At 55.0% G+C, this 24,565-nt stretch carries 28 protein-coding genes and 1 pseudogene; 27 read left to right on the top strand and 2 right to left on the bottom strand.

What is annotated here, in order from left to right:
• Window positions 1-22: 22 nt before the first annotated feature.
• The 26 genes from KOE80_RS19095 to dsbD all read left to right on the top strand — a co-directional run bounded on the left by KOE80_RS19095 (window position 23) and on the right by dsbD (window position 21,240).
• Window positions 23-3,163 (top strand): VCBS domain-containing protein, encoded by a 3,141-nt coding sequence (locus tag KOE80_RS19095; protein WP_319002437.1) that lies wholly within the window; start codon window positions 23-25, stop codon window positions 3,161-3,163.
• A 426-nt stretch (window positions 3,164-3,589) separates the two neighbouring features.
• Window positions 3,590-4,222, top strand: a complete 633-nt coding sequence (locus KOE80_RS19090; protein ID WP_035269590.1) for a transglutaminase-like cysteine peptidase — start codon at window positions 3,590-3,592, stop codon at window positions 4,220-4,222.
• Window positions 4,223-4,323: 101 nt separating this feature from the next.
• Window positions 4,324-6,264, top strand: coding sequence for a LapD/MoxY N-terminal periplasmic domain-containing protein (locus KOE80_RS19085; RefSeq protein ID WP_226349744.1), 1,941 nt, complete (start codon window positions 4,324-4,326; stop codon window positions 6,262-6,264).
• A 278-nt stretch (window positions 6,265-6,542) separates the two neighbouring features.
• A complete protein-coding gene (gene rplN, locus KOE80_RS19080) occupies window positions 6,543-6,911 on the top strand; it encodes a 50S ribosomal protein L14 (protein WP_003805375.1) in 369 nt (122 codons plus the stop codon).
• A 13-nt stretch (window positions 6,912-6,924) separates the two neighbouring features.
• Window positions 6,925-7,245 carry a 50S ribosomal protein L24 gene (rplX, locus tag KOE80_RS19075; protein ID WP_003805373.1) on the top strand — a complete coding sequence of 107 codons (321 nt, stop codon included), beginning with the start codon at window positions 6,925-6,927 and terminating at the stop codon, window positions 7,243-7,245.
• 12 nt (window positions 7,246-7,257) lie between these two features.
• Complete coding sequence (gene rplE, locus KOE80_RS19070) at window positions 7,258-7,797, top strand: 50S ribosomal protein L5 (RefSeq protein WP_009459981.1); 540 nt, start codon at window positions 7,258-7,260, stop codon at window positions 7,795-7,797.
• A 10-nt stretch (window positions 7,798-7,807) separates the two neighbouring features.
• Window positions 7,808-8,113: a 30S ribosomal protein S14 gene (rpsN, locus tag KOE80_RS19065; RefSeq protein WP_003805371.1), complete on the top strand. Its 306-nt coding sequence runs from the start codon at window positions 7,808-7,810 to the stop codon at window positions 8,111-8,113.
• 11 nt (window positions 8,114-8,124) lie between these two features.
• A complete protein-coding gene (gene rpsH, locus KOE80_RS19060; protein ID WP_009459979.1) occupies window positions 8,125-8,520 on the top strand; it encodes a 30S ribosomal protein S8 in 396 nt (131 codons plus the stop codon).
• Between the two features lie 12 nt (window positions 8,521-8,532).
• Window positions 8,533-9,066 carry a 50S ribosomal protein L6 gene (gene rplF, locus KOE80_RS19055; RefSeq protein ID WP_009459978.1) on the top strand — a complete coding sequence of 178 codons (534 nt, stop codon included), beginning with the start codon at window positions 8,533-8,535 and terminating at the stop codon, window positions 9,064-9,066.
• A gap of 21 nt (window positions 9,067-9,087) precedes the next feature.
• On the top strand, window positions 9,088-9,441 hold the full coding sequence (rplR, locus tag KOE80_RS19050; protein WP_009459977.1) for a 50S ribosomal protein L18: 354 nt from the start codon (window positions 9,088-9,090) through the stop codon (window positions 9,439-9,441).
• 12 nt (window positions 9,442-9,453) lie between these two features.
• Entirely contained in the window at window positions 9,454-9,975 is a 522-nt protein-coding gene (gene rpsE / locus KOE80_RS19045; protein ID WP_003805367.1) for a 30S ribosomal protein S5, read from the top strand.
• Between the two features lie 3 nt (window positions 9,976-9,978).
• Window positions 9,979-10,164, top strand: coding sequence for a 50S ribosomal protein L30 (rpmD, locus tag KOE80_RS19040; RefSeq protein ID WP_003805366.1), 186 nt, complete (start codon window positions 9,979-9,981; stop codon window positions 10,162-10,164).
• An 11-nt stretch (window positions 10,165-10,175) separates the two neighbouring features.
• Window positions 10,176-10,616, top strand: a complete 441-nt coding sequence (rplO, locus tag KOE80_RS19035; RefSeq protein ID WP_022983333.1) for a 50S ribosomal protein L15 — start codon at window positions 10,176-10,178, stop codon at window positions 10,614-10,616.
• A gap of 12 nt (window positions 10,617-10,628) precedes the next feature.
• On the top strand, window positions 10,629-11,954 hold the full coding sequence (gene secY, locus KOE80_RS19030) for a preprotein translocase subunit SecY (protein WP_003805363.1): 1,326 nt from the start codon (window positions 10,629-10,631) through the stop codon (window positions 11,952-11,954).
• A 9-nt stretch (window positions 11,955-11,963) separates the two neighbouring features.
• A complete protein-coding gene (infA, locus tag KOE80_RS19025) occupies window positions 11,964-12,182 on the top strand; it encodes a translation initiation factor IF-1 (protein WP_003805361.1) in 219 nt (72 codons plus the stop codon).
• Window positions 12,183-12,214: 32 nt separating this feature from the next.
• Window positions 12,215-12,328 (top strand): 50S ribosomal protein L36, encoded by a 114-nt coding sequence (gene rpmJ, locus KOE80_RS19020; protein WP_003805360.1) that lies wholly within the window; start codon window positions 12,215-12,217, stop codon window positions 12,326-12,328.
• Between the two features lie 36 nt (window positions 12,329-12,364).
• Window positions 12,365-12,730, top strand: a complete 366-nt coding sequence (gene rpsM, locus KOE80_RS19015) for a 30S ribosomal protein S13 (RefSeq protein ID WP_003805346.1) — start codon at window positions 12,365-12,367, stop codon at window positions 12,728-12,730.
• A gap of 14 nt (window positions 12,731-12,744) precedes the next feature.
• Window positions 12,745-13,143, top strand: coding sequence for a 30S ribosomal protein S11 (gene rpsK, locus KOE80_RS19010; RefSeq protein ID WP_003805343.1), 399 nt, complete (start codon window positions 12,745-12,747; stop codon window positions 13,141-13,143).
• An 11-nt stretch (window positions 13,144-13,154) separates the two neighbouring features.
• On the top strand, window positions 13,155-13,778 hold the full coding sequence (rpsD, locus tag KOE80_RS19005) for a 30S ribosomal protein S4 (RefSeq protein WP_009459976.1): 624 nt from the start codon (window positions 13,155-13,157) through the stop codon (window positions 13,776-13,778).
• A 153-nt stretch (window positions 13,779-13,931) separates the two neighbouring features.
• A complete protein-coding gene (locus KOE80_RS19000; protein ID WP_003805337.1) occupies window positions 13,932-14,915 on the top strand; it encodes a DNA-directed RNA polymerase subunit alpha in 984 nt (327 codons plus the stop codon).
• Between the two features lie 202 nt (window positions 14,916-15,117).
• A complete protein-coding gene (gene rplQ / locus KOE80_RS18995; protein WP_003805334.1) occupies window positions 15,118-15,504 on the top strand; it encodes a 50S ribosomal protein L17 in 387 nt (128 codons plus the stop codon).
• 487 nt (window positions 15,505-15,991) lie between these two features.
• Window positions 15,992-17,077, top strand: coding sequence for an LLM class flavin-dependent oxidoreductase (locus KOE80_RS18990; RefSeq protein WP_035269604.1), 1,086 nt, complete (start codon window positions 15,992-15,994; stop codon window positions 17,075-17,077).
• Between the two features lie 123 nt (window positions 17,078-17,200).
• On the top strand, window positions 17,201-17,746 hold the full coding sequence (locus tag KOE80_RS18985) for a flavin reductase family protein (protein WP_009459970.1): 546 nt from the start codon (window positions 17,201-17,203) through the stop codon (window positions 17,744-17,746).
• 123 nt (window positions 17,747-17,869) lie between these two features.
• On the top strand, window positions 17,870-18,844 hold the full coding sequence (locus KOE80_RS18980) for an AraC family transcriptional regulator (RefSeq protein WP_226349743.1): 975 nt from the start codon (window positions 17,870-17,872) through the stop codon (window positions 18,842-18,844).
• Between the two features lie 46 nt (window positions 18,845-18,890).
• Window positions 18,891-19,277 (top strand): divalent-cation tolerance protein CutA, encoded by a 387-nt coding sequence (gene cutA / locus KOE80_RS18975; protein WP_009459966.1) that lies wholly within the window; start codon window positions 18,891-18,893, stop codon window positions 19,275-19,277.
• A gap of 37 nt (window positions 19,278-19,314) precedes the next feature.
• Complete coding sequence (gene dsbD / locus KOE80_RS18970; protein WP_226349742.1) at window positions 19,315-21,240, top strand: protein-disulfide reductase DsbD; 1,926 nt, start codon at window positions 19,315-19,317, stop codon at window positions 21,238-21,240.
• Window positions 21,241-21,358: 118 nt separating this feature from the next.
• On the opposite strand, the gene hemB is transcribed toward dsbD, so the two are convergent.
• Both hemB and yihA read right to left on the bottom strand, forming a co-directional pair.
• Window positions 21,359-22,378, bottom strand: coding sequence for a porphobilinogen synthase (hemB, locus tag KOE80_RS18965; RefSeq protein ID WP_035269608.1), 1,020 nt, complete (start codon window positions 22,376-22,378; stop codon window positions 21,359-21,361).
• Window positions 22,375-22,998, bottom strand: a complete 624-nt coding sequence (gene yihA / locus KOE80_RS18960; RefSeq protein ID WP_009459957.1) for a ribosome biogenesis GTP-binding protein YihA/YsxC — start codon at window positions 22,996-22,998, stop codon at window positions 22,375-22,377. The genes hemB and yihA overlap by 4 nt, the downstream gene beginning before the upstream one ends.
• Window positions 22,999-24,117: 1,119 nt before the next feature.
• Between yihA and KOE80_RS18955 the strand changes: the two are divergent.
• A pseudogene (locus KOE80_RS18955) lies at window positions 24,118-24,438 on the top strand (reverse transcriptase N-terminal domain-containing protein); the annotation flags it as partial.
• Window positions 24,439-24,565 lie beyond the last annotated feature (127 nt).

Genomic DNA, 24,565 nt, shown 5'->3' with positions numbered 1-24,565 from the left:
CTTCACGGTGGAAGTGACGGATGTGGCTGGCGTATCGAGCAGCAACGACCTGGTGATCCAGATTCTGGATACGGAGCCGGTAGCCGAAGACGATGTGGCGCAGGTCACGGAAGATGCGGCTGCGCCGATCACGGGCGATGTGCTGGACAACGATGTGCGTGGCGCCGATGCGATTGCCTCGGTGGTGTTTGACGGCACGACGGCGAAGTACGGGTCGTTCACGGTGGATGCCGAAGGCAAGTGGAGCTACACGCTGGACAACAGCCTGGGCGCGGTGCAGGAACTGAACGATGGCGATACGCTGACGGAGACGTTCGAGTACACGATCACGGATGCGGATGGCGATACCTCGACGGCGACGCTGACGATCACGATCAACGGCACCAATGACGCCCCCACAGTTGCTGTCGGCGGCGGTTATGCATCAGGTATCGAGGATACTGATCTCACTCTGACATGGGCTGACTTCAAAATCAGCGATGTGGATACTGAAATCAATGACGCGTTTGCCATCACGATTACTTCCTTGCCGACAGATGGAAAACTCGTCCTGATTGATGGAGGTGTCGAAACTCCTGTTGCGGTCAATACGACAATTACCAAGGCTGATATTGACAGCGGTAACCTCGTCTTCCGCCCCGATCCCGACGAGTCGGGCTTCGATGGTCATGACACGGAAGGTGTAGGCAACCAGCATCAAGACTATGCTCACTTCCAGTTCGTGCCGACAGATGGCATCACGGCAGGAGAAGCGTCGACGTTTGTTGTCGATATTCGCCCTGTAGTGGATGCGCCTTCCTTGAGCCTCGAAAATGCTGGCGTTGTCTCGTCGGTTCGCGAGACGATGATTCGTGTTACCGATGGCAATGGATCCACCATTGAAATCATCGATGGCGTGCCGAACGTCGAAGGCTACGACGTTACTGAGTCACCCTTCCCCCAACAATGGGGTGGTAACAAACAGGATGATGCCAATCCTGAACTGGTTGTTCTGCGTGGCGATTTCAACCAGTTGACGACGAATGGCCAGGGTAATCCCATTCCGATGAATACAATCAATGGTGGCGACAAGGACTTCCTGTTCCTGACCAAGGATCGTGAAAAATATGAAATCCAACTCGGGGATTTGCATAGTGATTCTGGTTATGACGGTAGTATCAAGGACCTTGATACGGGCATCACGATTCAAGTGAATAACATTCGTGGTTTCATCTTTGGTGACGGTGCGACGATTGTTCACCCGGATGTCACTTCGGAAATTGTCATTACCGGCTACGATGAAATCGCTTTGAATCTGGATGCGGAACTTGGCGATACGGACGGCAGCGAAACATTGTCGGATGTCGTGATCAGCGGCCTGGAAAATGGTGCGGAAATCACGTCGGTGAAGGATGCCGATGGCCATGATATCCAGTTCAGTTCCAATACCGATGGTACCTGGACGATCGTGAATGATGGCAAGACCAACATGAACGATGTGACTGTCACGGTCAAGGTACCCACCGAGGCAGGCAACCTGAACATTCGCGCGGAAGTCTCTGCGAACGAAAAGGGCTTGTCAGATGGCGATGCGCTGACGGCAGATGATAGTGTGACTCTGGCCGTGCACACGACAGTGTCCGGATCTGTGGGTGATGACAACCTTGTGGGCAGCAGCGGCAATGATGTCATGATTGCCGACGTGGCTGGGTTGCAGATTCTGCCGGGGCAGAACTACAACATTGCCTTCCTGGTGGATACGTCCGGCAGTATGGGTAACCAGGGTGTTCGCGATGCGAAGGCATCGTTACTGCAGGTGTTCGATGCGCTGCTGGCGAATGCTGGTGGTGAAAATGCAGGCATGGTGAATGTGTACCTGTCGGATTTCGATAACCATGTCCAAGGCAGCGTCAGTGTCAATCTGGCAGATCCGGATGCGCGTACCAAACTGGTCGAGTTGGTTGACAGCATGACCAGCGGTGGCGGTACAAACTATGAGGACGCTTTCAAGCAGGCTGCCAATTGGTTTGATTCCACTGCCGTCAAGGGTAACGATGGCAACAACTTGACGTATTTCATCACGGACGGCGCACCAACCTTCTATGTCAATGAAAGAGGTGACCCAGATCCTTCGATCAGTGGTCGCACGCTTTCTAGCTGGCTGTCTAGAAGTGGTGGCTATACCCCTGGGGAGGCGATCACCTCCGGTAGGACAACGATCGTTGACGATTTGGGGCTGGTTTATCAGAACGGGAGTATCGTCGGTGCCCTGCGGGCAACTGGCAATGGTGGGTATGCCTATACGCCGCTTGGTGGTACCGGCAACTCAACCAACCAGACTACGTTGGCAGATTCTTTGGCGGCATTTGCCTTGTTGAATGGCAAGTCAACAGTCGAGGCCATTGGGCTTGGGCCAACCTTGAATGTCAACGACCTGAAGGCTTACGATTCCGACGGTAAGGTCCTTGCCAACATCGACCCTGCAGATCTGGCGGATGCGATCCTGGGCAAGGATAGTTTGTTGCCGTCCGGCAAGGACACGCTGGAAGGCGGCGCGGGTGATGACATTCTGTTTGGTGACCAGATTCGCTTTGACGGTATTGAGGGCGGTGGATTGACGGCATTGCAGGCTTACATTGCAGGCAAGTTGCCTGGCAACGTTGAGCCGTCCAGCCTGACTGCTCAGCAGGTTCACGAGTACATTACCGAGAATCCAGCCGAGTTCAATCAGTCGCACCAGAATGACGGTGATGACATACTTGACGGCGGCACAGGCAACGACATTCTTTACGGTCAGGGCGGAAACGATACCCTGATCGGTGGTGCCGGCGACGATATCATGTTCGGTGGTGAGGGTGATGACACCTTTGTATGGAACAAGGGTGATGAAGGCACCACCATCAAACCTGCTGTGGATTACGTGATGGACTTTGGTGACGCGGGTACCGACACCTTGGTTATTACTGATCTGCTGTCGGGCCATGACCTCAACAATGGTGACCTGAGCCAGTACCTGACAGTAAGCCGTTCGGATAGTGGCAAGATGGAAATCGGTATCAGCTCTCAAGGTAATGGCCAGATCGATCAGAAGATCATTCTGGACAACATCGACTTTGACGCAGAGAAGGCAGCCCAGATCGCCAACTCGCTGAAAGACGGTACTTTGAAGTCTTCTGATTTCTAAGCTGTTCACCGGATAGGCACTATCTGCGGGTAGTGCCCAAGCCCCACAAGCCTTTTTGGGTTTGTGGGGTTTTTTTATGTCTGCAGCTTGTCGTCAGCGCCAATAGTGGGTGTTTGGCATTTGTGACTATGATCCTTGATGTGGCTGCAGGAAAGAGGGTGCATGCAGCAGAACGGCTGGCCAGGCTGAGCTGGTAGGCGTTGGCTCTGCGGTTTTGTAGACCAGCTGTTTCTTTTTGCTGGGGTGATTCGAGACCGTTTAACAGCCTGCTCTATATATAGAGGGTTCAGACGCTTTGTCGATTGCCAAGCGTTCACTAAATAGGCAAGCTATAACGCCGTTATAAGGGTTTGCTTATTTGGGATTGACGTGCTCTTGTCTCTTGCCTGGCTACGCCTTTTTCTTCGATCTAGGATTGCGCTGTTTGTGCTGGTCGCACTGCTGGTTGTGGTGTGGCTGCCCTTGTCGGCGCCTGCCTTGCAGTTCGAGGTCAGCAAGATTCGCCAGACCGCCGTTTCCCGCTTTGGCGCCCGTGCCGGGACTGCCGTGGATCGGTGGATGGCTAATCTGGAGTCCGCCCGTGGTTTAAGTGAGCGTCGTCAGCTGGATGCCGTCAATGATTTCTGGAATATGAATGTGATGGCTGGCGAGGACATTCATATTTGGGGCCAGCTGGATTACTGGGCCACGCCCATCGAGACTTTGGGCAAAGCGGCGGGTGACTGTGAGGACTTTGTCATCGGCAAGTATTTTTCCTTGTTGCACCTGGGTGTGCCCAATGAAAAACTGCGATTGATTTACGTGCGGGCTCAAGTAGGTGGGCAAAGCATTGCGCACATGGTTCTGGGCTACTATCCCACGCCCCAGGCCGAGCCTTTGCTGCTGGATAATTTAAGTGGCTCGATTCGCCCCGCCAGCCAGCGTCCTGATTTGACCCCTGTGTTCAGCTTCAATTCGCAAGGGGTGTATGTGGGTAATGCCCAGAAAGGTTCGGTGGACAGTATCAGCCGGTGGCGTGGTTTGCTGGAAAAAATGCGTAAGGAAGGTTTTGTTCCTTGATGATGTGCCGGTCCTTGGGCTAGAGCACCAAATGGAAACAGACCTCAGGACACCCATATCGGGTGGGCTAGACCAGAATTTATGGAATATACGGAAGCGCTATGTCTTTACTTAAACAGCTCCTGCTAAGTGTCTCGTGCGCGATTCTTGCTATCTTGATTGGCACGCTGTGGTTCAGCGTCGATTCGGCAAGGCAGTATTTGAGCAGTCAGTTGCAGGCTCAGGGTGAGTCGGCTGCGACTTCGCTGGCCTTGACCTTGTCCCAGCCCAGCAACCAGGACCCGGTGACGCAGGAGCTTTTGATTGCCGCCTTGTACGATACCGGGCAGTTTGAGCGTATCCGCTTTATTGACACCTCCGATACGGTCCTGGTGGAGCGTAGTGCTCAGCAAGAAACACAGATCAGCGGATCTTCGCCTGCGTGGTTCGCCAACTCTTTGCCGATTGATGTACCCGTGGCCTCGGCCCATGTCAGTAATGGCTGGAATCAGATTGGTACGATCGAAGTAAAACCTGCTGACGAGTACGCCCGCGCCAGTTTGTGGAAAAGTTTTGTGCGCGTCACTTTGTTGGTGCTGGGCGCCGGGGTTGCCTGGGGTGTGTTTGTATTGATGGTCATGGCCTGGTTGCGCCGGGCTTTGCGCGAACACGTCCAGTTCGAGCTGCAACAGATGGATCAAAGCGAGTCTGTACCCAGCCGCAAGAAAGTGCGCACGATCCCCGAGCTGGAAGCCGTCACACATACCTTAAGCACGGTGCAAAAACGTATTCGTGTTAGCAGCCAGGAGCAAAATGCCCGAATCGAGCAGTTACAGCTGGAGTTGAACTGCGATCCGGTCACGGGCCTGGCCAATCGCAAGTACTTCGTGAATATGTTCCGTCAGGTGCTGCAACAGGAAGAGGGCGGCCATGTGCTGTTATTCCGTCAGCGGGACTTGCTGCCATTGAATACCTCCCTGTCTCGTGACGCGGTGGATGCCTGGCTGAAGCTGGTGACTCAGCGTTGTACGGAGCTATTGCAGAAAAATGGCATGGACGCGGGCAATCTGGCGCGCTTGAATGGTTCTGATTTTATTGTGCTGCTCAAGGGCCAGACGGGTCCTCAAGTGATGGGCTTTGCCCAGGAACTGCGTACTGCCTTGCAGGAATTGCGCCAGCCTCTACCCGATGGCAGTTTGTGCCGCTGGTCCATGGCGATGACGAACTATGAAGGTCAGGACTCGCTCAGCGCCGTGATGACCCGTTTGGACAATGCCTTGATGCGCGCCGAAGGGGCAGGGCATCAGGAAGTGGAATACCGTCCGTCTGAAGGGATTCACTCCGAGGCGAGCTCTTCCATTGGTGAGCAGGAATGGCATTCACGTATTGAGCGTGGTCTGGAGCAAGGCCGGATTGAATTGAGTGTGAAGCCGGGCGTTGAAGTCTGGGGGCAAGCGGGCCAGATTCACGATGCAACCCTGAATTTGTTGCCCGAGCAACCGGGACAGGCCAGTTTGCCTGCCTATTTGTTCATTCCGGTGGCGGTGCGTCTGGGTCTGTCGTGGCAGTGTGACTTGCGTACGATGGAGCTGGCAAGCGACTGGTTAGCCGATAACGAGGGCAGTTTAAGTGTCCGTGTCTCCTGGGCATCGGTGATCAAGCCTGGATTTGCAGATCAGGTGGCAGAGGTTCTGACCAAGGCCGGTGACAAGGCCCGGCGTCTGATTATCGAACTGGATGCTTATTGCCTGAGTGAGCACGATGTGGAAACGGTCGCTTTCGTGGATAAATTGCGGCCCTTGGGTGTGCAATTTGGTCTGCGTCGTGTTCTGGAGCAGCCCGAATCGATTCTGTGGTTGCACATGATGGCACTCAAATATATTGTCCTGGACGATGAGCGCGCCCAGACGCTGCAGGCCGAGGTGGGTGGCCGACATTTGCTGACAGCGTTCCTGCAGAGCCTGCAGGAATTGGGGATAGGTTTGCGCCGGGTAACCCGAGGCAGCAATAGTGCCCAGCTGGACGAGTTGTTGCGCGAAAACGCCGTCGTGCCAAGGCCTTAGCAAATAAATCCTTGTTTTTCTGGGGCTTATTTGCTAGTATATGTGGCTTACCTCTTTATTTTGACCGGAGAGGCTTAGTCGCCTATCCGGATTGAAGTTGGTAATACAACGTTTTGTCTCTCGCAAGATTTCAACCTAGGGTTCGGCTTGCCGGACCAGATCGAGATCGGGTTTACGGTATCGAACTGGCTGGATCCGAATCTGACGGGACCAAAACTGGTTGTGTGACCCAGTCATTTTGACTGGATCGTTGCAATTAAGTTGGAACAGGAAAAATCATGATTCAAATGCAGACCACGCTGGACGTGGCCGACAACACAGGTGCGCGTTCCGTAATGTGCATCAAGGTGCTGGGCGGCTCGAAGCGCCGTTATGCCGCAATTGGTGACATCATCAAAGTTACCGTTAAAGAAGCGGCCCCGCGCGGACGCGTCAAAAAAGGCGAAATCTACAACGCTGTAGTGGTTCGTACCGCTAAGGGCGTGCGCCGTAAAGACGGTTCGCTGATTCGTTTCGGTGGCAATGCCGCCGTATTGCTCAATGCCAAGCTGGAACCCATCGGCACCCGTATCTTCGGACCCGTTACGCGTGAACTGCGTACCGAGAAGTTCATGAAGATCGTGTCCTTGGCTCCCGAAGTGCTGTAAGGAGCGCGAAAAAATGCAAAAAATTCGTAAAGGCGACGAAGTTATTGTGCTGACCGGCCGTGATAAAAAACGCCGTGGCACAGTACTGCAACGCGTCGATGCAGACCACGTCATCGTGGAAGGCATCAACGTAGTCAAAAAACACGTTAAAGCCAATCCTATGGCTGGCACGCAGGGTGGTATCGTCGACAAGACCATGCCTATCCACATCTCGAACGTTGCACTGTTCAACCCAGAAACCGGCAAGGGCGACCGCGTTGGTATCCAGGTGATCGACGGTCAGAAGACGCGTGTTTATCGTTCCAGCGGCAAAGCCGTTGGCGCCAAGGCTTAAGGGGCGGATAACATGGCACGTTTACAAGAGTTCTACCGCGAAAAAGTGGTTGCCGATCTGCAAAAGCAGTTCGAGTACAAGAGCATTATGGAAGTACCCCGCATCACCAAGATCACTCTGAACATGGGTGTCTCGGAAGCGGTTGCTGACAAGAAGATTATCGAGAACGCGGTATCGGACATGACCAAAATTGCTGGTCAGAAGCCCGTTATCACGAAAACCCGCAAAGCTATTGCCGGTTTTAAGATTCGCGAAGATTACCCGATCGGTTGTATGGTGACCCTGCGCGGTCAACGCATGTACGAATTCCTGGATCGTCTGGTCGCTGTGGCTCTGCCACGCGTTCGTGACTTCCGTGGTGTGTCGGGTCGTGCGTTTGATGGCCGTGGCAACTACAACATGGGGGTTAAAGAGCAAATCATTTTCCCCGAAATCGAGTACGACAAAATCGACGCAGTGCGTGGTCTGAACATCAGCATCACTACTTCTGCCAAGACGGACGAAGAGGCCAAGGCGCTGCTTAGCGCGTTCAGCTTCCCGTTCCGCAACTAAGGGGCGCAACGTGGCTAAACTTTCCCTCATCAATCGCGACATCAAGCGCGCCAAGCTGGCTGAGAAATTCGCCGCCAAGCGTGCAGCACTGAAAGCGATCATTGACGACCAGTCCAAGTCTGACGAAGAGCGCTACGAAGCTCGTTTGCAGTTGCAACAATTGCCACGCAACGCGAACCCGACCCGTCAACGCAACCGCTGCGTTATCACCGGTCGCCCTCGTGGTGTTTTCAAGAAATTCGGTTTGACTCGCCATAAAGTGCGCGAAATGGCAATGCGCGGCGAGATCCCCGGTATGACCAAGGCCAGCTGGTAGGAGAAATACACATGAGCATGAGCGATCCAATCGCCGATATGTTGACCCGCGTGCGTAACGCGCAAATGGTCAACAAGACATCGGTCAGCATGCCCTCCTCGAAGCTGAAAGCAGCTATTGCTGCTGTGCTGAAAGACGAAGGCTACATCGAAGATTTCCGTATCGTTGGCGAAAAAGCCAAGCCAGAACTGGAAGTCACCCTGAAATACTATGCCGGCCAGCCAGTCATCGAGCGCATCGACCGCGTTTCGCGTCCTGGACTGCGCATCTACAAAGGCAGCACACACATCCCTCAAGTCATGAACGGCTTGGGTGTTGCTATCGTGTCCACGTCTCGCGGCGTGATGACCGATCGCAAAGCACGTGCAGCTGGCGTCGGTGGCGAAGTGCTGTGCTACGTGGCATAAGGAGAACATCATATGTCACGTATCGCTAAGTATCCCGTTTCCCTGCCTAAAGGCGTAGAAACGACCATTGCCGCTGATCAGATCACGGTCAAAGGCCCTCTGGGCACTTTGGTTCAAACTCTGACTGGCGACGTCACTATTGAACTTCAAGACGGTCAGCTGTCTTTTGTGCCTGCGAACGAAACTCGTCACGCAAACGCAATGTCCGGCACCGTGCGCCAACTGGTCAACAACATGGTTGTTGGCGTGAGCGCCGGTTTCGAACGCAAGCTGAGTCTGGTTGGCGTGGGTTTCCGTGCCTCCGTCCAGGGTAATGCCTTGAAGTTGCAACTGGGTTTCTCGCACGACATCGTGCACGACCTGCCTGAAGGCATCAAAGCCGAGTGCCCAACTCCGACGGAAGTCGTGATCAAGGGCTCGAACAAGCAGGTGGTTGGTCAGGTTGCCGCAGAAATTCGTGGCTATCGTCCACCAGAGCCTTACAAAGGCAAAGGTGTACGTTACGTCGGCGAACGCGTCATCCTCAAGGAAACCAAGAAGAAATAAGCCCGCAGGCAAGGACGAATCATGGACAAGAAACAATCCCGTATGCGTCGTGCAGTGGCTACTCGCCGCAAGATCGCCGAGCTGCGCGTACACCGCCTGTCGGTGCATCGCACGAATACGCATATTTACGCGAGCATCATCTCGCCCGAAGGCGACCGCGTTCTGGTCAGTGCTTCCACTGTCGAGACCGAAGTTCGCAAAGAATTGGCCGTTGGCAGCAACGTAGCGGCAGCCAGCCTGGTTGGCAAGCGCGTCGCCGAAAAGGCGAAGGCTGCGGGCATCGAGACGGTTGCTTTTGACCGCTCGGGCTTCCGTTACCATGGCCGCGTGAAAGCGCTGGCCGAGGCCGCGCGTGAAGCCGGCTTGAAATTCTAAAGGAATTATCAAATGGCTAAAGCACAAGGCAGACAGGCTCCAGAGCAAGAGCGCGATGACGGCCTGAAAGAAAAGATGATTGCGGTCAACCGCGTCAGCAAAGTCGTTAAAGGTGGTCGCACCATGAGCTTTGCGTCGCTGGCCGTGGTCGGTGATGGTGATGGTCGCATCGGCATGGGTAAGGGCAAGGCCCGCGAAGTACCCGTTGCTGTTCAGAAGGCAATGGAACAGGCCCGTCGTGGTCTGATCAAAGTGCCTCTGAAGAACGGCACCTTGCATCACACCGTAGTTGGTAAGCACGGTGCAGCCACCGTTCTGATCTCTCCCGCAGCTGAAGGTACTGGCGTTATCGCCGGTGGCCCAATGCGCGCTATCTTCGAAGTGATGGGCGTGCGCAACGTCGTAGCCAAGAGCCTGGGTTCCAGCAACCCATACAACATGGTTCGCGCTACATTGAACGGTTTGCGTGCTTGCTCGACACCTGCTGACATTGCTGCCAAGCGCGGCAAGACAGTTGAAGAAATTCTGGGGTAAGTCATGGCACAGAAACAAATCAAAGTTACGTTGGTGCGTTCGGTCATCGGCACAAAGCAAAGCCATCGCGACACCGTTCGCGGCCTGGGTCTGCGCCGAGTCAACACCAGCCGTGTATTGGTTGATACTCCTGAGGTTCGTGGGATGATCCGCAAGGTGGATTATCTGGTTACGGTCTCGGAAGCCTGAAAGGAATCGGGATGTCTGAATTGCAATTAAACAATCTCAAGCCCGCCGCTGGCGCCAAACACGCAGCACGTCGTGTTGGTCGCGGTGTCGGTTCCGGCTTGGGCAAAACCGGCGGACGTGGTCATAAAGGCCAAAAATCCCGCTCGGGTGGTTTTCATAAAGTCGGTTTCGAAGGCGGTCAAATGCCTTTGCAACGTCGTTTGCCCAAGCGTGGTTTCACCACCCTGGACGACCACCTGTACGCAGAAGTACGTCTGTCCGAACTGCAAAAAATGGATGCCGAAGTTATCGACGTCCAGGCACTGAAGCAGGCTGGCGTGGTTGGCCAAATGGTGCGTTACGCTAAAGTCATCAAGTCCGGTGAACTTTCCCGTAAAGTTGCGCTGAAAGGCATTAATGCAACGGCCGGCGCTCGCGCCGCGATCGAAGCAGCCGGCGGCTCGCTGGAATAAAAAGGGGTCACGGTGGCAAAAGCTCAGGCACAGAGTAAGTCGGGTCCGCGCTACGGCGATTTGAAACGTCGTCTCGTTTTCCTGTTGCTCGCCCTGATTGTCTACCGCTTGGGTACGCACATTCCGGTACCAGGCATCAATCCTGATGCCTTGTCCGAACTGTTTACTCAAAACCAGAGTGGTATTCTGGGTTTGTTTAACATGTTCTCCGGTGGTGCTTTAGAGCGATTCTCAGTGTTCGCACTGGGAATCATGCCCTACATCTCTGCGTCCATCATCATGCAATTGATGACCGCTGTGGTGCCCACGCTGGAAGCAATCAAGAAAGAGGGTGAGTCGGGTCGTCGCAAGATCACGCAATACACCCGTTACGGAACGGTCTTTTTGGCTTTGTTCCAGGGAGTTGGGATTTCCATCGCTCTAGAATCGCAGCCCGGTCTGGTTATCGACCCAGGGATGCTGTTTCGCTTCACGACAGTGGTAACACTGGTCACTGGCACCATGTTCGTCATGTGGCTGGGTGAACAAATCACTGAACGTGGATTGGGTAATGGTATTTCCATCCTGATCTTCGCCGGTATCGTAGCGGGTCTGCCTAATGCTTTGGGCGGTATGCTTGATCTGGTGCGTACGGATTCCATGTCGATTCTATCGGCACTGTTTATCCTCGTTTTAGTAGCCGCCGTCACGTACTTCGTCGTCTTTGTCGAGCGTGGTCAGCGTCGTATCACGGTCAACTACGCCAAACGGCAAGTAGGTAACCGTATCTATGGTGGTCAAAGCTCGCATTTGCCGCTGAAACTGAACATGGCTGGCGTGATCCCTCCGATCTTCGCTTCGTCCATCATTCTGTTGCCAGCGACAATTGCTAATTGGTTCTCCAGCACACCCGGTCTGGGTTGGTTGCGTGAAATCGAGGCTGCTTTGTCGCCGCGTCAGCCGCTTTACATTACTTTGTTCTCCGCGCTGATCATTTTGTTCTGCTTTTTCTACACGGCCCTGGTGTTCAACAGCCGCGAAACTGCAGACAACCTGAAAAAGAGTGGAGCCTTCGTACCAGGGATTCGTCCCGGTGATCAGACAGCGCGTTATATCGACAAGATTTTGATGCGTCTGACTTTGGCCGGTGCGATCTACATTACCTTGGTGTGTTTGGTACCAGAGTTCTTGCAAATGCGCTGGAATGTACCGTTCTATTTTGGCGGCACATCCTTGCTGATTATTGTTGTAGTAACCATGGACTTCATGGCGCAGGCCCAGGCCTATGTCATGTCACAACAATACGACTCGCTGCTCAAGAAGGCTAACTTCAAAGGCTCGAGCTTGCCGATGCGGTAATTCACGAAAATGGCAAAGGACGACGTCATTCAAATGCAGGGACAGGTTCTTGAGAACCTTCCCAACGCAACTTTTCGCGTCAAGCTGGAAAATGGTCACGTAGTGCTCGGATACATTTCAGGCAAAATGCGTATGCACTATATCCGGATTCTGCCGGGCGATAAGGTCACTGTGGAGCTCACGCCCTATGATCTATCCCGAGCACGAATTGTGTTCCGCTCCAAATAAGCGGCCGGTTACAGGAAACTAGGAGTCAAACCATGAAGGTAATGGCATCAGTAAAGCGGATCTGCCGCAACTGCAAAATCATTAAACGTCATGGCGTGGTGCGTGTCATCTGCACCGATCCACGTCATAAGCAGCGTCAAGGCTAAGTTGCCGAAACGCAACCGATTTAACAAGGAATAACCATGGCCCGTATTGCCGGCATTAACATCCCGCCGCATCAACACGCCGAAATCGGTCTTACCGCGATTTTCGGCATCGGTCGCACCCGCGCTCGCAAGATTTGCGAAGCATCGGGTATTGAATACTCCAAGAAGGTCAAAGATCTGACCGACGCGGAACTCGAGCGCATTCGCGAACAGATCGGCCTGTTCACCGTAGAAGGTGACCTGCGTCGTGAAGTTCAGCTCTCGATCAAGCGTTTGGCTGACTTGGGAACTTACCGTGGCATGCGTCATCGTCGCGGTCTGCCAGTGCGCGGCCAACGTACACGCACTAACGCTCGCACCCGTAAAGGTCCGCGTCGCGCCGCCGCGTCCCTGAAGAAATAATCGAGGAATAGAAGATGGCCAAAGCTTCTAGCAGCGCTTCACGCGCACGCAAGAAAGTCAAAAAAAGCGTGTCGGACGGGATTGCTCACGTCCACGCTTCTTTTAACAACACGATCATCACCATTACTGACCGTCAGGGCAACGCATTGTCCTGGGCTACGTCGGGTGGCGCGGGCTTTAAAGGCTCTCGTAAATCCACGCCGTTTGCCGCGCAGGTTGCCGCTGAAACAGCCGGCCGTACTGCCATGGAATACGGTATTAAAAATCTTGAAGTTCGCATCAAGGGCCCCGGTCCAGGCCGTGAATCGTCTGTGCGTGCTCTGAATGCTCTGGGTATCAAGATCACCAGCATTGCAGACATCACACCGGTTCCGCATAACGGCTGCCGTCCGCCCAAGCGTCGTCGCATCTAAGGGGAAGCGAAGTGGCTCGTTATATTGGACCAAAATGCAAGCTCTCGCGTCGCGAGGGTACCGATCTGTTTTTGAAGAGCGCCCGTCGCTCGCTGGATTCCAAGTGCAAACTGGAATCGCGTCCTGGTCAGCACGGCCGCACCTCCGGTGCTCGTACGTCTGACTTCGGTCTGCAGCTGCGCGAAAAGCAAAAGCTCAAGCGTATGTACGGCGTGCTGGAAAAGCAGTTCCGCAAGTACTACGTTGAAGCTGACCGCCGTCGTGGCAACACCGGTGAAACGCTGATTCAATTGCTGGAATCGCGTCTGGACAACGTGGTTTACCGCATGGGCTTTGGCTCTACACGTGCAGAAGCACGTCAGCTGGTGAACCACCGTGCAATCGAAGTCAACGGTCACACCGCTGACATCGCTTCCATGCTGATCAAGGCTGGTGACGTTGTTTCCGTGCGCGAAAAAGCTAAATCCCAAGGCCGTATCAAGGAATCCCTGGATCTGGCTACGGGCATTGGCTTGCCTCAGTGGGTAGAAGTTGACACCGCCAAGCTGTCCGGCGTGTTCAAGCAAGCTCCTGATCGCGCTGATGTCGCTCAAGACATCAACGAATCGCTGGTTGTTGAGTTGTACTCGCGTTAATTTTGTACGCGAAGACCTCTTACGCAATGCAGTAATCGCAGGCCCACTTCCCGATTTTCGGCAAGTGGGCTTTGCGATACTATCCCGCTGGCTTTGCCAGTTTCCGTCAGCCTTATCGGTGTAACGAGCCGAGGGTATTGAAAAGGAAATCGAATGTCTCAAGGTTTTTTGAAACCCCGTTCCATCGAAGTTGAACCGATCAGCAAAAATCACGCCAAGGTGATCATGGAGCCTTTCGAGCGCGGCTACGGCCACACTCTGGGCAACGCACTGCGTCGTATCTTGCTGTCCTCCATGACCGGCTATGCACCCACTGAAGTGCAGATTACCGGTGTGGTGCACGAGTACTCCACGCTGCCAGGCGTGGGCGAGGACGTGGTTGATATCTTGATGAACCTGAAGGGCGTGGTCTTCAAGCTGCACAGCCGTGAAGAAGTTACCCTGATCCTGCGCAAGGAAGGCGCCGGCCAAGTTCTGGCCAGCGACATCGAATTGCCGCACGACGTTGAAATCATCAACCCCAATCATGTGATTGCCACCTTGACCGACGACGGCAAGCTGGAAATGCAAATCAAGGTTGAGCAAGGCCGTGGCTACGTTCCTGGTAACGTGCGCGCCCTGGCTGATGATCGCACCCACACGATCGGTCGTATCGTGCTGGACGCCTCCTACAGCCCAGTGCGTCGTGTTAGCTACGCGGTCGAAAACGCCCGTGTGGAACAGCGTACTGACCTGGACAAGCTGGTTCTGGACATTGAAACCAACGGCGTGATCTCGCCCGAGGAAGCCGTGCGCCAGTCCGCTCGCATCCTGATGGATCAAATCTCTGTGTTTGCTGCTCTGGAAGGTGTGGGCGATGCCTACGAAGCTCCAGTGCGTGGCGCTCCACAGATCGATCCTGTGTTGCTGCGTCCTGTCGACGATCTGGAACTGACGGTTCGTTCCGCAAACTGCCTGAAAGCCGAAAATATCTACTACATCGGCGATCTGATCCAGCGTACCGAAAACGAACTGTTGAAGACTCCAAACCTGGGTCGCAAGTCCTTGAACGAAATCAAGGAAGTGTTGGCTGCACGTGGCCTGACTTTGGGCATGAAGCTCGAAAACTGGCCACCACTGGGTCTTGAGCGTCCATAAGTAGTAAGCAAGACAGACGTACTTAGACGCCGCTTACACTTTTTCTGGTGTTGTACACCTGCAAAAAGTGTAGGTGGCGGCTGAAAATGTGCTATTGTTTTGCGCTGTCCATCTGGTCCGCAGCTTAGCTGATAGAAGAACCGGATTTACGCATGTCGCATAAGCGGCGTGCCAATTAGATTCATTATTTAGGAAAATCATCATGCGTCACCGTCACGGTCTACGTAAACTGAATCGTACCAGCAGCCACCGTTTGGCCATGTTCCGCAACATGTCCGTGTCCCTGCTGACTCACGAAGCCATCAAAACCACCCTGCCTAAAGCTAAAGAGCTGCGCCGCGTGGTTGAGCCTCTGATCACTTTGGCTAAAAACCCAACCTTGGCAAACCGTCGTCTGGCTTTCGCCCGTCTGCGCGACCGTGATGCAGTGACCAAGCTGTTTGAAGTTTTCGGCCCACGTTACCAAGAGCGTAACGGCGGCTACACCCGCATCCTGAAAATGGGTTTCCGTCAGGGTGACAACGCTCCTATGGCATTCATGGAGCTGGTGGATCGTCCAGAAGTTCAGGAAGAAGCCGCTGCTGAATAAGCGCCGCTTGTTTCTACAGTAGTATTGAAAACGGACTCTCAGGAGTCCGTTTTTTTATTGGCGGCGTATGGTCTTATTCATCACGGGGTGGGCGTTTTTGGGAAGGCCTTAACCTTGTTGCTGCTGACCTTGATTCTCACCTTCGTTTTGCTTTTTCCCCAGGTTTAATGCCAAGCCTACCCCTCATATAAGTTCAAGCGTGGGCTTGAGCCAGAACGTGGACTCCATTTCAGTACAGTGTGAAGGTGTAAAGCAGGGTGCTTTGACTGTTGAAAAAAGTTCTGAAAACACGACAAGCCGCTGTTATGTAAGGGTTTTTGCTAGGTTTGGTGGCCTGTAGAGCTTTAAAGTTCAAATAATTGCAGGCAATTGATAAAACCGGCAGTGATCCGATAGTGGGCCGTAAAGCCAATCCCTAAAATCTGCGCTATGTCAGCTTCGCCATGGTGGTGAGCTGTAAAGAACAACGATTTTCAGGAGACTGGCGATGGCACAGAATACATTGCTCACACACGATAAGTTTCTGCTGGGAACCTTTGCTACCAACTGCGGTGGTGGCATGACGGTATCGACCTTGCCCGATCGCTGGCAGGCTACGTGGGAAAACAATCTGAAGCTGGGCAAGCTGCTGGACGATGCTGGCATCGACTTCATGCTGCCTATCGCCCGTTGGATTGGTTACGGTGGCGAAACCGATTTCCACGGCTATGTACTGGAAACTGTCACCTGGGCGACGGCCTTGCTGGCCAATACTCGCAATATCAGCGTGTTCGCCACTGTGCACACCGTTGCGAACCACCCCGTTGTGATCGCCAAGCAGATCGCCACCATGGCGCAGATGAGCGGCAACCGTGTCGGTCTGAATATTGTGGCTGGCTGGAACAAGCCCGAGTACGACGCTTTGGGTGTGAAGTTGCCTGATGATCACGAAACCCGCTATGGCTATGCACAAGAGTGGTTCGATCTGATCAAGAAGATCTGGCACCACGACGGTCGCTTCGATTGGGATGGCAAGTACTTTCAGGCCAAAGGCGTCTACGGCAATCCTCGTCCTGAGTTTGATCCACCTATCTTTAACGCCGCTGGTTCTGGTCAGGGCCGTGAGTTTGCCAGCCGCAACGCGAACTTCCTGTTCACGCCTGCCATGGAGTTGGAGCGCTCCAGGAAAGAAGTGGCTGAACTCAAGGCACAAGGCCAAGCGCAAGGCCGCAAGGTTGATGTGATGACCTTCTCGCACGTGGTTTGCCGTCCGACGCAAGCCGAGGCCAAGGCTGAGTGGGAACGCATCATGGCCAATATCGACAATGGTGCCGTGGATAACCTGATGAATTTGCAGTTTGCCCACGCCCACTCCTTCCCGCACGAGCTGCTGGAGCAGATTCGCGAGCGTATGGCCGCGGGCCATGGTGGCTTCCCGCTGGTGGGTACGCCCGAGCAAGTGGCTGACGGTTTGTGTGCGTTGCACGAAGCCGGTTTCCGGGGAACAACCTTGTCCTTTGTGGACTATGTAAAGGAATTCCCTTATTTCCGTGATACTGTGCTGCCTTTGTTGCAGCAGCGTGGCATTCGCTAAGAGCGATTTTCTGGCTATCGGGCAGGCTTGGGTTTGCTCTGGGGGATAGCCAGTTCACGTACGCCACGCAGGCAGCACCGTCCTGATGACTGTGCTGCCCATAAGATTAAAAAAGGGTGAATCATGCCTGTGGAATTGGCTTCCTTGCCGACAGACCAAGCGCTGCACGCGCCTGGAGTTTCTGCCGAGCAGTTCAAACTTGCTATGCGCCATCTGGGTGGCACGGCCAATGTGATTACGGTCGAACACCAGGGCCAGCGTAGCGGCCTGACGGCAACGTCGGTCACCTCGGTAGCCGCAGATCCGGCAGAGGTACTGGTCTGTGTGAATCAAAGCTCCTCGTCCTGGCCTTTAATGCGTGACAGTGGCCTGTTCGGTGTGAATATTCTGGGTGTCGAGCAGGCAGGCATGGCTTTGCAGTTTGCCGGTTTCAAAGGCGAGCAAGGCGATGCGCGTTATGCCGGACATGATTGGCTGCGTACCGAGCACGGTATCTGGTTGGCACGACAAGCTCCTGCCGCTTTGGCCTGCCAGATCGTGGAAGTAATTGAACGTCATAGCCATGCTTTGGTATTGGGCCGTGTCTTGCAGGTGCACCATGCCGAGCAGGCACAGGATTCGCCTTTGCTGTATTGGCAGGGACGTTTTGGCCGTTTTCAGGGCCAGTAAATCGTCGGGATCGCTGTCTCTGTCTTGGCACCTTAGCCGGGCCTAGGGATAGTCTCGATGTTGCAGTGCAAGAGGCTGTGCCACACTAAGGCACAGCTTTTTTTATCGCTTGTTGCGACGCTCATGACCACCATACTGAATCGCTATGCCCAGCTGCATTCGCAGGATGTGGACTGCGTTCAGCACTATATCTCCCAGGTTTTCTGCCCGCATAGTCTGACCCTGGCGGATACGCGTCAGCGTCTGAATGCACGCTTGTATCTACGCCAAGGCCAGGATGTTGCCTATGGTCGTTTGCGCTATGGCGCGCAGGTGCAGATTCAGCCCCAGCCACTGGACGACTTCTATCTCTTGCAAATTCCTCTGTCGGGACAAGAGCAGATTCATACGGCGCACGGACGTTTCGCGTCTACCTCTCGCCTGGCTTCCATCATCAGCCCGACCCAAGACTTCAGCATGGAACATAGTCTGGAGGCCGATAAGCTGTTTGTGCGTATTGGACGCCAAGGGCTGGAGCGCCACTATCAGGAGTATTTTGCGCAGCCTGTACGCGGCCCCTTGGAGTTTCAGCCTTCCATTCCTTTGGATGCGCCTGGCGGAGCCAGTTTGCGCCGCTTGCTGGATTGGCAGTTTGCCGAAGTGTCGGACGGCACTTTGTTTGATCAGCCCCGTCAGGTACGCCAATTCGAGCAGACCCTGATTTATGCCTTGTTCGAGCTGCACCAGCACAATCAGCCCGCCCATAAGACCGCGGCAGTCTTGCCGCATGTTTTGCGACGTGCCCTGGATTTCATGGAAAGTCAGACCGGCCAGCCCATCACGATTGGCGATATAGCCCAAGCGGCAGGTGTTAGTGTGCGCAGTCTGTATGCGGGGTTCCGGGAACATTTGGGTGTCGCACCGATGGCGCGTCTAAAGCAGATGCGTTTGGAAGCGGCCCGCCGATATTTGCAGGAAGGTGGCATGTCAGTCACCGAAGTGGCCCTGGCCTGTGGCTTTGCCCACCTGGGACAGTTCTCTGCTGACTATCGACATCGCTATGGCGAGCGCCCCTCTGAAACATTAAGCGGCCTGACTCGACCTCGGTCCAGCATCTAAGCGCCGGCATCCGGCGCTACACTAAGGGCTTGATTAGGAGCCCTGCATGTCCTCTGAGAATTCCTCCAGTTCCAAACCCAAACTGGCCTTGACCTTGCCCGATCTGGATGCACAGCAATTGGTGCTGGTGCAGACGACGGTGCCCGATATGATGCTGGCCAAGTACCTGGCTCATCACCTGGTTGAAGATGGAATTGCCGCTTGTGCGAACCTTGCGCCCGCCAGTTTGTCTATGTACATGTGGCAAGGGGAGTTACAGGGTGATGAGGAAATCACGCTGACTTTCAAAACCACAGTGGCCCGGCTACCGGAACTGGCAGATCGCTTGCGAGAGCAGCATCCTTACGAACTGCCTGAATTGATTGTGCTTCCGGTTGTTGGTGGTTTCACCGCTTATCTGGATTGGGTCCGCACCCAGACGCGTCCAGCGTAATCTCAGATAGCCCAGCCTAAAAAACCGGAATAGATTTGTGCCTTTGTCTTTGAAGCGTTCCCCGTTTTCTGCCCAGCGTCTTGGCGCGTGGTTTGCTGTTTTCTTTGTCCTGATGCTGGCCTGGCTGGCAACGCCATTGACGGCGCAGGCAGAAGAAGAGTTTCTGGACCCGGAACAGGCTTTTGTACTGACCGCGGCCATGAGCCAGCCCGATCAGCTGGATATCCATTTCCAGATTGCGCCTGAATACTATATGTATCGCAAGCGCTTCGGGATATCGACCGAGAAGGCCGAACATTTGGGTGCTCCCCAGCTTCCCGATGGCGAAAAGGTGTACGACCCTACCTTTGACGAAGTCATGGAGGTCTACCGCAACTCGGTCACCCTGCGAGTGCCTGTTCTGGCCGATAGCGGTACGGGCCAGGATCTGAAAATTGATGTGGTCAGCCAGGGCTGTGCCGATGCTGGCCTGTGCTATTCCCCCTCTACGCAAACCTTGACCCTGATCCCCACCGGACAGGGCTGGGAAGTGGCAGGCCCCTTTGGTGTGGTGTCGGTGCCTGCGCCAGGTGAAGGCTCGGATCAGAAAGCAGACACCGCAGCCACGACGTCTACGGCTACATCTGCCAGCACAGGTGGTGTCGCGTCGGCCTTGAGCCTGAGTGATGTGGGCTTGGCGGATTATCTCAAGCAAGCAGGTTGGGGGCAGATTGTGCTGCTGAGCTTTGTGTTCGGCTTGCTGCTGTCCTTTACACCCTGCGTCTTGCCGATGGTGCCGATTCTGCTGTCCATCATTGCGGGCCGTAGTCAGCCTGCGCCATCGCGCTGGCATGGTTTGAAAATGGCTTTTGCCTTTGTGCTGGGCTTGTCTCTGGTCTACACCTTGCTGGGTGTGGCGGCAGGTTCGCTGGGCGCAGGCTTGGCAAGCTGGTTGCAGAATCCGTGGGTCTTGGGCTTGTTTGCCCTGATCCTGGTGGTGTTGGCCTTGTCCATGCTGGATGTATTTACGGTGCAGGCCCCGGCAGCGCTGCAAAATCGCCTGAATGAAACCATGAACCGTTTGCCGGGTGGGCAGATGGGTGGCGTGTTCCTGATGGGCATGCTGTCTGCGCTGATCGTCGGCCCTTGCGTAGCAGCGCCTTTGGCGGGTGTGCTGCTGTTTATCTCGCAGACGGGTGATGTGGTCCTGGGCGGCTCGGCTCTGTTCGCCTTGGCCTGGGGGTCGGGCGTGTTGCTGCTGATTGTGGGCGCGGGTTCTGGCAGTGTGTTGCCCAAGGCCGGTGCCTGGATGGAAAGTGTCAAAACCGCATTTGGTGTCTTGCTGTTGGCTACGGCCTGGTGGATGGTCTCGCCCTTGATGTCCGGCACGATCGCGGTCTTTGGCTGGGTCGTTTTGGCTTTGTGGGCCGCGGCCTTGTTGGGTGCATTTGGGCGCGGTACGGCAGCGCGCACACCTTGGTCGGGTTTGCGCCAGGGCGTAGGCATGATGTTGGCGGTCTGGGCCATCATGATGATGATCAGTATTGCCCTGGGTCGTCCTAGCGTGATTCGTCCACTGGAAGGGCTGAAATCGTCCGGTACGGTGGCAGCCGCTCAAAGCAAAGTGGAGTTTCAGCGCGTACTCACTTTGCAGGAGCTGGAAGGACGGCTGGCCAAGACCACCCGTCCCGTCATGCTGGATTTCTACGCAGACTGGTGTGTGTCCTGCATTGAAATGGAGAATTTCACGTTCAGTGATCCTGCGGTTGCACAGCGTATGGCACAGTTTGATTTGCTGCAGGTGGATGTGACAGCCAACACTCCCGAGGATAGGGAGTTGCTGAAACATTTCCGCCTGTTTGGCCCTCCCGGCATCATGTTTTTCGATTCCAAGGGGAAACAGCTGGAACAATTGCGCGTGATCGGTTTTCAGGATGCCAGTCGCTTTTCCAAGGTGCTGGATGAGGTTCTGGCCGGTGCCTGAAGTTCCTGATTTGCCCCGAATCGGGCTTATCAGGGCTTAACAGACGATAGATCGTCGCGTACACACAACAAAAAACGCAGCTCACAGGCTGCGTTTTTTGCGTTCTGATTGATGTGAATCAGCAGTTCTGTTCGCGCATCAGCTTGGCGGCTTCGATGGCGAAATAGGTCAGAATGCCGTCGCCACCAGCACGCTTGAATGCCAGCAGAGACTCCATCATGACCTTGTCGTGATCCAGCCAGCCGTTCTGGGCGGCAGCCTTGATCATCGCGTACTCGCCGCTGACTTGGTAGGCGTAGGTTGGCATGCCAAAGGCGTCTTTTACGTCGCGCAGGATGTCCAGGTAAGGCAGGCCAGGTTTGACCATGACCATATCGGCACCTTCGCGGATATCGGCGGCCACTTCGCGCAGGGCTTCGTTACGGTTGGCGGGGTCCATCTGGTAGGTGTTCTTGTTGGAACGGCCCAGATTGGCAGCCGAGCCCACCGCGTCGCGGAAGGGGCCGTAGAAGGCGCTGGCGTACTTGGCCGAGTAAGCCATGATGCGGGTGTGGATGAACTGGTCCTTGTCCAGAGCAGCGCGGATGGAGCCGATGCGGCCGTCCATCATGTCGCTGGGGGCCACAATGTCCACGCCAGCCTGGGCTTGCGTCTGGGCCTGACGGATCAGCATGGCGACCGTCTCTTCGTTCAGGATGTGACCGGCTTCGTCCAGAATGCCGTCCTGGCCGTGGCTGGTGTAGGGGTCCAGAGCCACGTCAGTCAGCACGCCCAGCTCGGGGAATTGCTGCTTGAGCATGCCCACCACGCGCGGAATCAGGCCGTTCGGGTTGGCGGCTTCGCTGCCATCCGGCGTTTTCAGGGACGGGTCGATGGACGGGAACAGGGACAACACGGGGATGCCCAGTTCCAGACACTGTTCGGCCACGCGCATCAGTTCATCAGGCGAATAGCGCATGACGCCTGGCATGGAGCCGACTTGCTCCTGAACTTTCTCGCCTTCACGCACAAAGACCGGGTAGATCAGGTCGTCGGTGGACAGGCGGTTTTCACGCACCAGACGGCGGGAAAACTCGTCGCGGCGGTTACGGCGCAGGCGAGTGTTAGGAAAGTCGGCAGGAGGAATAAAACGAGTCATGGAACAACCTTCGGAGAAATCCAGTTTTCGATGCATTCGGTCGCTTCGGGCAAGCCGATACGATCAGTGGAGGAGAAGGGCAGCGCATGCAGGGCGCCAATTTCCCGGAGTTGGCGGCGCACTTCGGCCACCGCCTTGATGCGTTGACCATACGGCAGTTTGTCGGCCTTGGTCAAAAGCGCCAGGACGGGCTTGCCGGTAGGCGCAATCCAATCGGCCAGGCGCATATCCAGGTCAGTCACGCCGCGTCGGATGTCGATTAGCAACACAATGCCGGCAATCGAGGGGCGGGAGACCAGGTACTCGCCCAGAATTTCGGCCCAGTCCTGCTTTTCGTGGCGCGCCACGGCGGCGTAGCCGTAGCCGGGCAAGTCCACCAGGTGGCCCAGAAAGTCGCCCGGCGAGAGCGGGTCGGGGATGCCGAACATATTGATCAGGCGTGTTCGTCCCGGCGTTTTACTGGAAAAAGCCAGTTTCCGTTGGTTGGCCAACACATTGATGGCGGAGGATTTGCCCGCATTGGAGCGCCCCACAAAACAGACCTCTGGCGGTCCGGGAGGAGGCAGCTGATCGATCTGAGCAGCTGAAATCGTGAAGTGAGCGCGGTGCAGTATCGACATGGTTGCAGCGTAATTCCATATTGGTTCAGCGCCTATTGTATAATCTCTCGATTTGGTGCGACACGTAGATGTCGTTCTGCGTCGGTTCAACCCTTGAGAACCGAACGACCTACTCTTCCAAGGAGCAGGTTCAGGGTACTAATCACAGTTATCAAACAGCGCACCATGGTGCCTGACACAAGTCAAAAGACCCAGCCTTGGCTGGCGTCTCAAACGACAGAGACACTTCTACGGAAGAGACTCTGCCCCACGGCGACGTTTATCAAACGCTCGTTCGTATTCTTACGCCCCTAGACTGCCCAACAGGGCAACTAGACACTCCAAACCCGAGCAATCCATACGGCATCCTTGCGATACCGTCTGGCCCTCTTTGTGTGCGTAAAACTAGTTGACTTGGATAACGTGAAACCGCAGAGCGCAAGCTCTGATCTGCCTTGTTATGTCTTCTGAAAGGAAGTGCCATAACCGTGTGTACGACCACACGTAGCCTACGGTGACGTGCTCGACCAGTAATGGGCGGGTGCGAAGCTCACCAGACAATGTACCCTCGCGTAAGCGGCACCTCTGATCTGTGAGGATCAGGGTGGACACTGCCAGCAGAGAGGCGGTTAAGGGGCTAGGCTAGTTCCGTATGGGCAATGTAACGTGAATCATCGCTGGAACCTGGGTAAGGATTGAATGGCCAAATCTGCTGGTAGGCCATAACCAAAAGGTGTGCTGCGGGCTGTGAGACTCAAATCTTCTCACACGTCGTCATTAACGCAGTCCCAGGATAGATGAGTCCTAAACGGAGAGTCTGAGTACGATGCAAATCGAAATCAGTCGGTAGATCAGGGAACGTGGTAAGCCCCACTATCCGCCCAGATGGGTGCAATCATCTGGGCAGGCAAGCCGCAAGGCGAGCTGTTGGATGAGGGGGTATGGGAGAGTGGAAAAAGCGAATGGCCGCCTGTAATGGGTGGCATAGGGCTCTGCTCCGGTGCGAAAGCACGCCCACTTCCACTAGGTGCAACCGTCGCAAGACGACTGCAAACGTTCAAAACCACCCCGAGGGGATGTACACCATCCCTTCGGGGACGTTGTGCGTCCTTTTAACGGGATAACCGGAAAGAGGAAAGCATGAGAAAGACCACTCCCCGTGGTTCTGCGTCCTTACACGAGCCGCAAGACTGGCACGCCATTGACTGGCGACGAGTCGAGCAATTCGTGCGAACAACGCAGCAACGTATCGCGAAGGCGACGCGGGATAATGATTGGCGCAGGGTCAAGGCCCTGCAACGATCCTTAACCCACTCGTTTTCCGCCAGAGCCTTGGCGGTAAGACGGGTTACTGAAAACCAAGGCAAGCGAACGGCCGGTGTCGATCGCCAGCTTTGGGAAACTCCTGCCCTGAAACGGGCGGCGATAGGCAGGTTAAAGCAGCAAAGAGGTTACAAACCTCTCAGACTGCTGACAAACCCTCCCATAAAACAGCAGGCTTGTTCATAATACGTTCATGCTTAAGACCCCGACTGCTTATCAACATGAATGGGAAATGGTCACGCTGGACTCCTTGGTTCCGGGCGAC

The organism is Alcaligenes sp. 13f, assembly GCF_020496585.1.
GTDB classification, from domain to species: domain Bacteria; phylum Pseudomonadota; class Gammaproteobacteria; order Burkholderiales; family Burkholderiaceae_B; genus Alcaligenes; species Alcaligenes phenolicus.
Note: the sequence above shows the minus strand (reverse complement) of the source record. Positions and strands in the feature narration are given on the sequence as shown.

Bases quoted from the DNA above. Each gene is read 5' to 3' on its own strand.
- KOE80_RS19085 (WP_226349744.1), top strand. From the start codon at position 4,324: ATGTCTTTACTTAAACAGCTCCTGCTAAGTGTCTCGTGCGCGATTCTT.
- rplN (WP_003805375.1), top strand. From the start codon at position 6,543: ATGATTCAAATGCAGACCACGCTGGACGTGGCCGACAACACAGGTGCG.
- rplX (WP_003805373.1), top strand. From the start codon at position 6,925: ATGCAAAAAATTCGTAAAGGCGACGAAGTTATTGTGCTGACCGGCCGT.
- rplE (WP_009459981.1), top strand. From the start codon at position 7,258: ATGGCACGTTTACAAGAGTTCTACCGCGAAAAAGTGGTTGCCGATCTG.
- rpsH (WP_009459979.1), top strand. From the start codon at position 8,125: ATGAGCATGAGCGATCCAATCGCCGATATGTTGACCCGCGTGCGTAAC.
- rplF (WP_009459978.1), top strand. From the start codon at position 8,533: ATGTCACGTATCGCTAAGTATCCCGTTTCCCTGCCTAAAGGCGTAGAA.
- rplR (WP_009459977.1), top strand. From the start codon at position 9,088: ATGGACAAGAAACAATCCCGTATGCGTCGTGCAGTGGCTACTCGCCGC.
- rpsE (WP_003805367.1), top strand. From the start codon at position 9,454: ATGGCTAAAGCACAAGGCAGACAGGCTCCAGAGCAAGAGCGCGATGAC.
- rpmD (WP_003805366.1), top strand. From the start codon at position 9,979: ATGGCACAGAAACAAATCAAAGTTACGTTGGTGCGTTCGGTCATCGGC.
- rplO (WP_022983333.1), top strand. From the start codon at position 10,176: ATGTCTGAATTGCAATTAAACAATCTCAAGCCCGCCGCTGGCGCCAAA.
- infA (WP_003805361.1), top strand. From the start codon at position 11,964: ATGGCAAAGGACGACGTCATTCAAATGCAGGGACAGGTTCTTGAGAAC.
- rpmJ (WP_003805360.1), top strand. From the start codon at position 12,215: ATGAAGGTAATGGCATCAGTAAAGCGGATCTGCCGCAACTGCAAAATC.
- rpsM (WP_003805346.1), top strand. From the start codon at position 12,365: ATGGCCCGTATTGCCGGCATTAACATCCCGCCGCATCAACACGCCGAA.
- rpsK (WP_003805343.1), top strand. From the start codon at position 12,745: ATGGCCAAAGCTTCTAGCAGCGCTTCACGCGCACGCAAGAAAGTCAAA.
- KOE80_RS19000 (WP_003805337.1), top strand. From the start codon at position 13,932: ATGTCTCAAGGTTTTTTGAAACCCCGTTCCATCGAAGTTGAACCGATC.
- rplQ (WP_003805334.1), top strand. From the start codon at position 15,118: ATGCGTCACCGTCACGGTCTACGTAAACTGAATCGTACCAGCAGCCAC.
- KOE80_RS18990 (WP_035269604.1), top strand. From the start codon at position 15,992: ATGGCACAGAATACATTGCTCACACACGATAAGTTTCTGCTGGGAACC.
- KOE80_RS18985 (WP_009459970.1), top strand. From the start codon at position 17,201: ATGCCTGTGGAATTGGCTTCCTTGCCGACAGACCAAGCGCTGCACGCG.
- KOE80_RS18980 (WP_226349743.1), top strand. From the start codon at position 17,870: ATGACCACCATACTGAATCGCTATGCCCAGCTGCATTCGCAGGATGTG.
- cutA (WP_009459966.1), top strand. From the start codon at position 18,891: ATGTCCTCTGAGAATTCCTCCAGTTCCAAACCCAAACTGGCCTTGACC.
- hemB (WP_035269608.1), bottom strand. From the start codon at position 22,378: ATGACTCGTTTTATTCCTCCTGCCGACTTTCCTAACACTCGCCTGCGC.
- yihA (WP_009459957.1), bottom strand. From the start codon at position 22,998: ATGTCGATACTGCACCGCGCTCACTTCACGATTTCAGCTGCTCAGATC.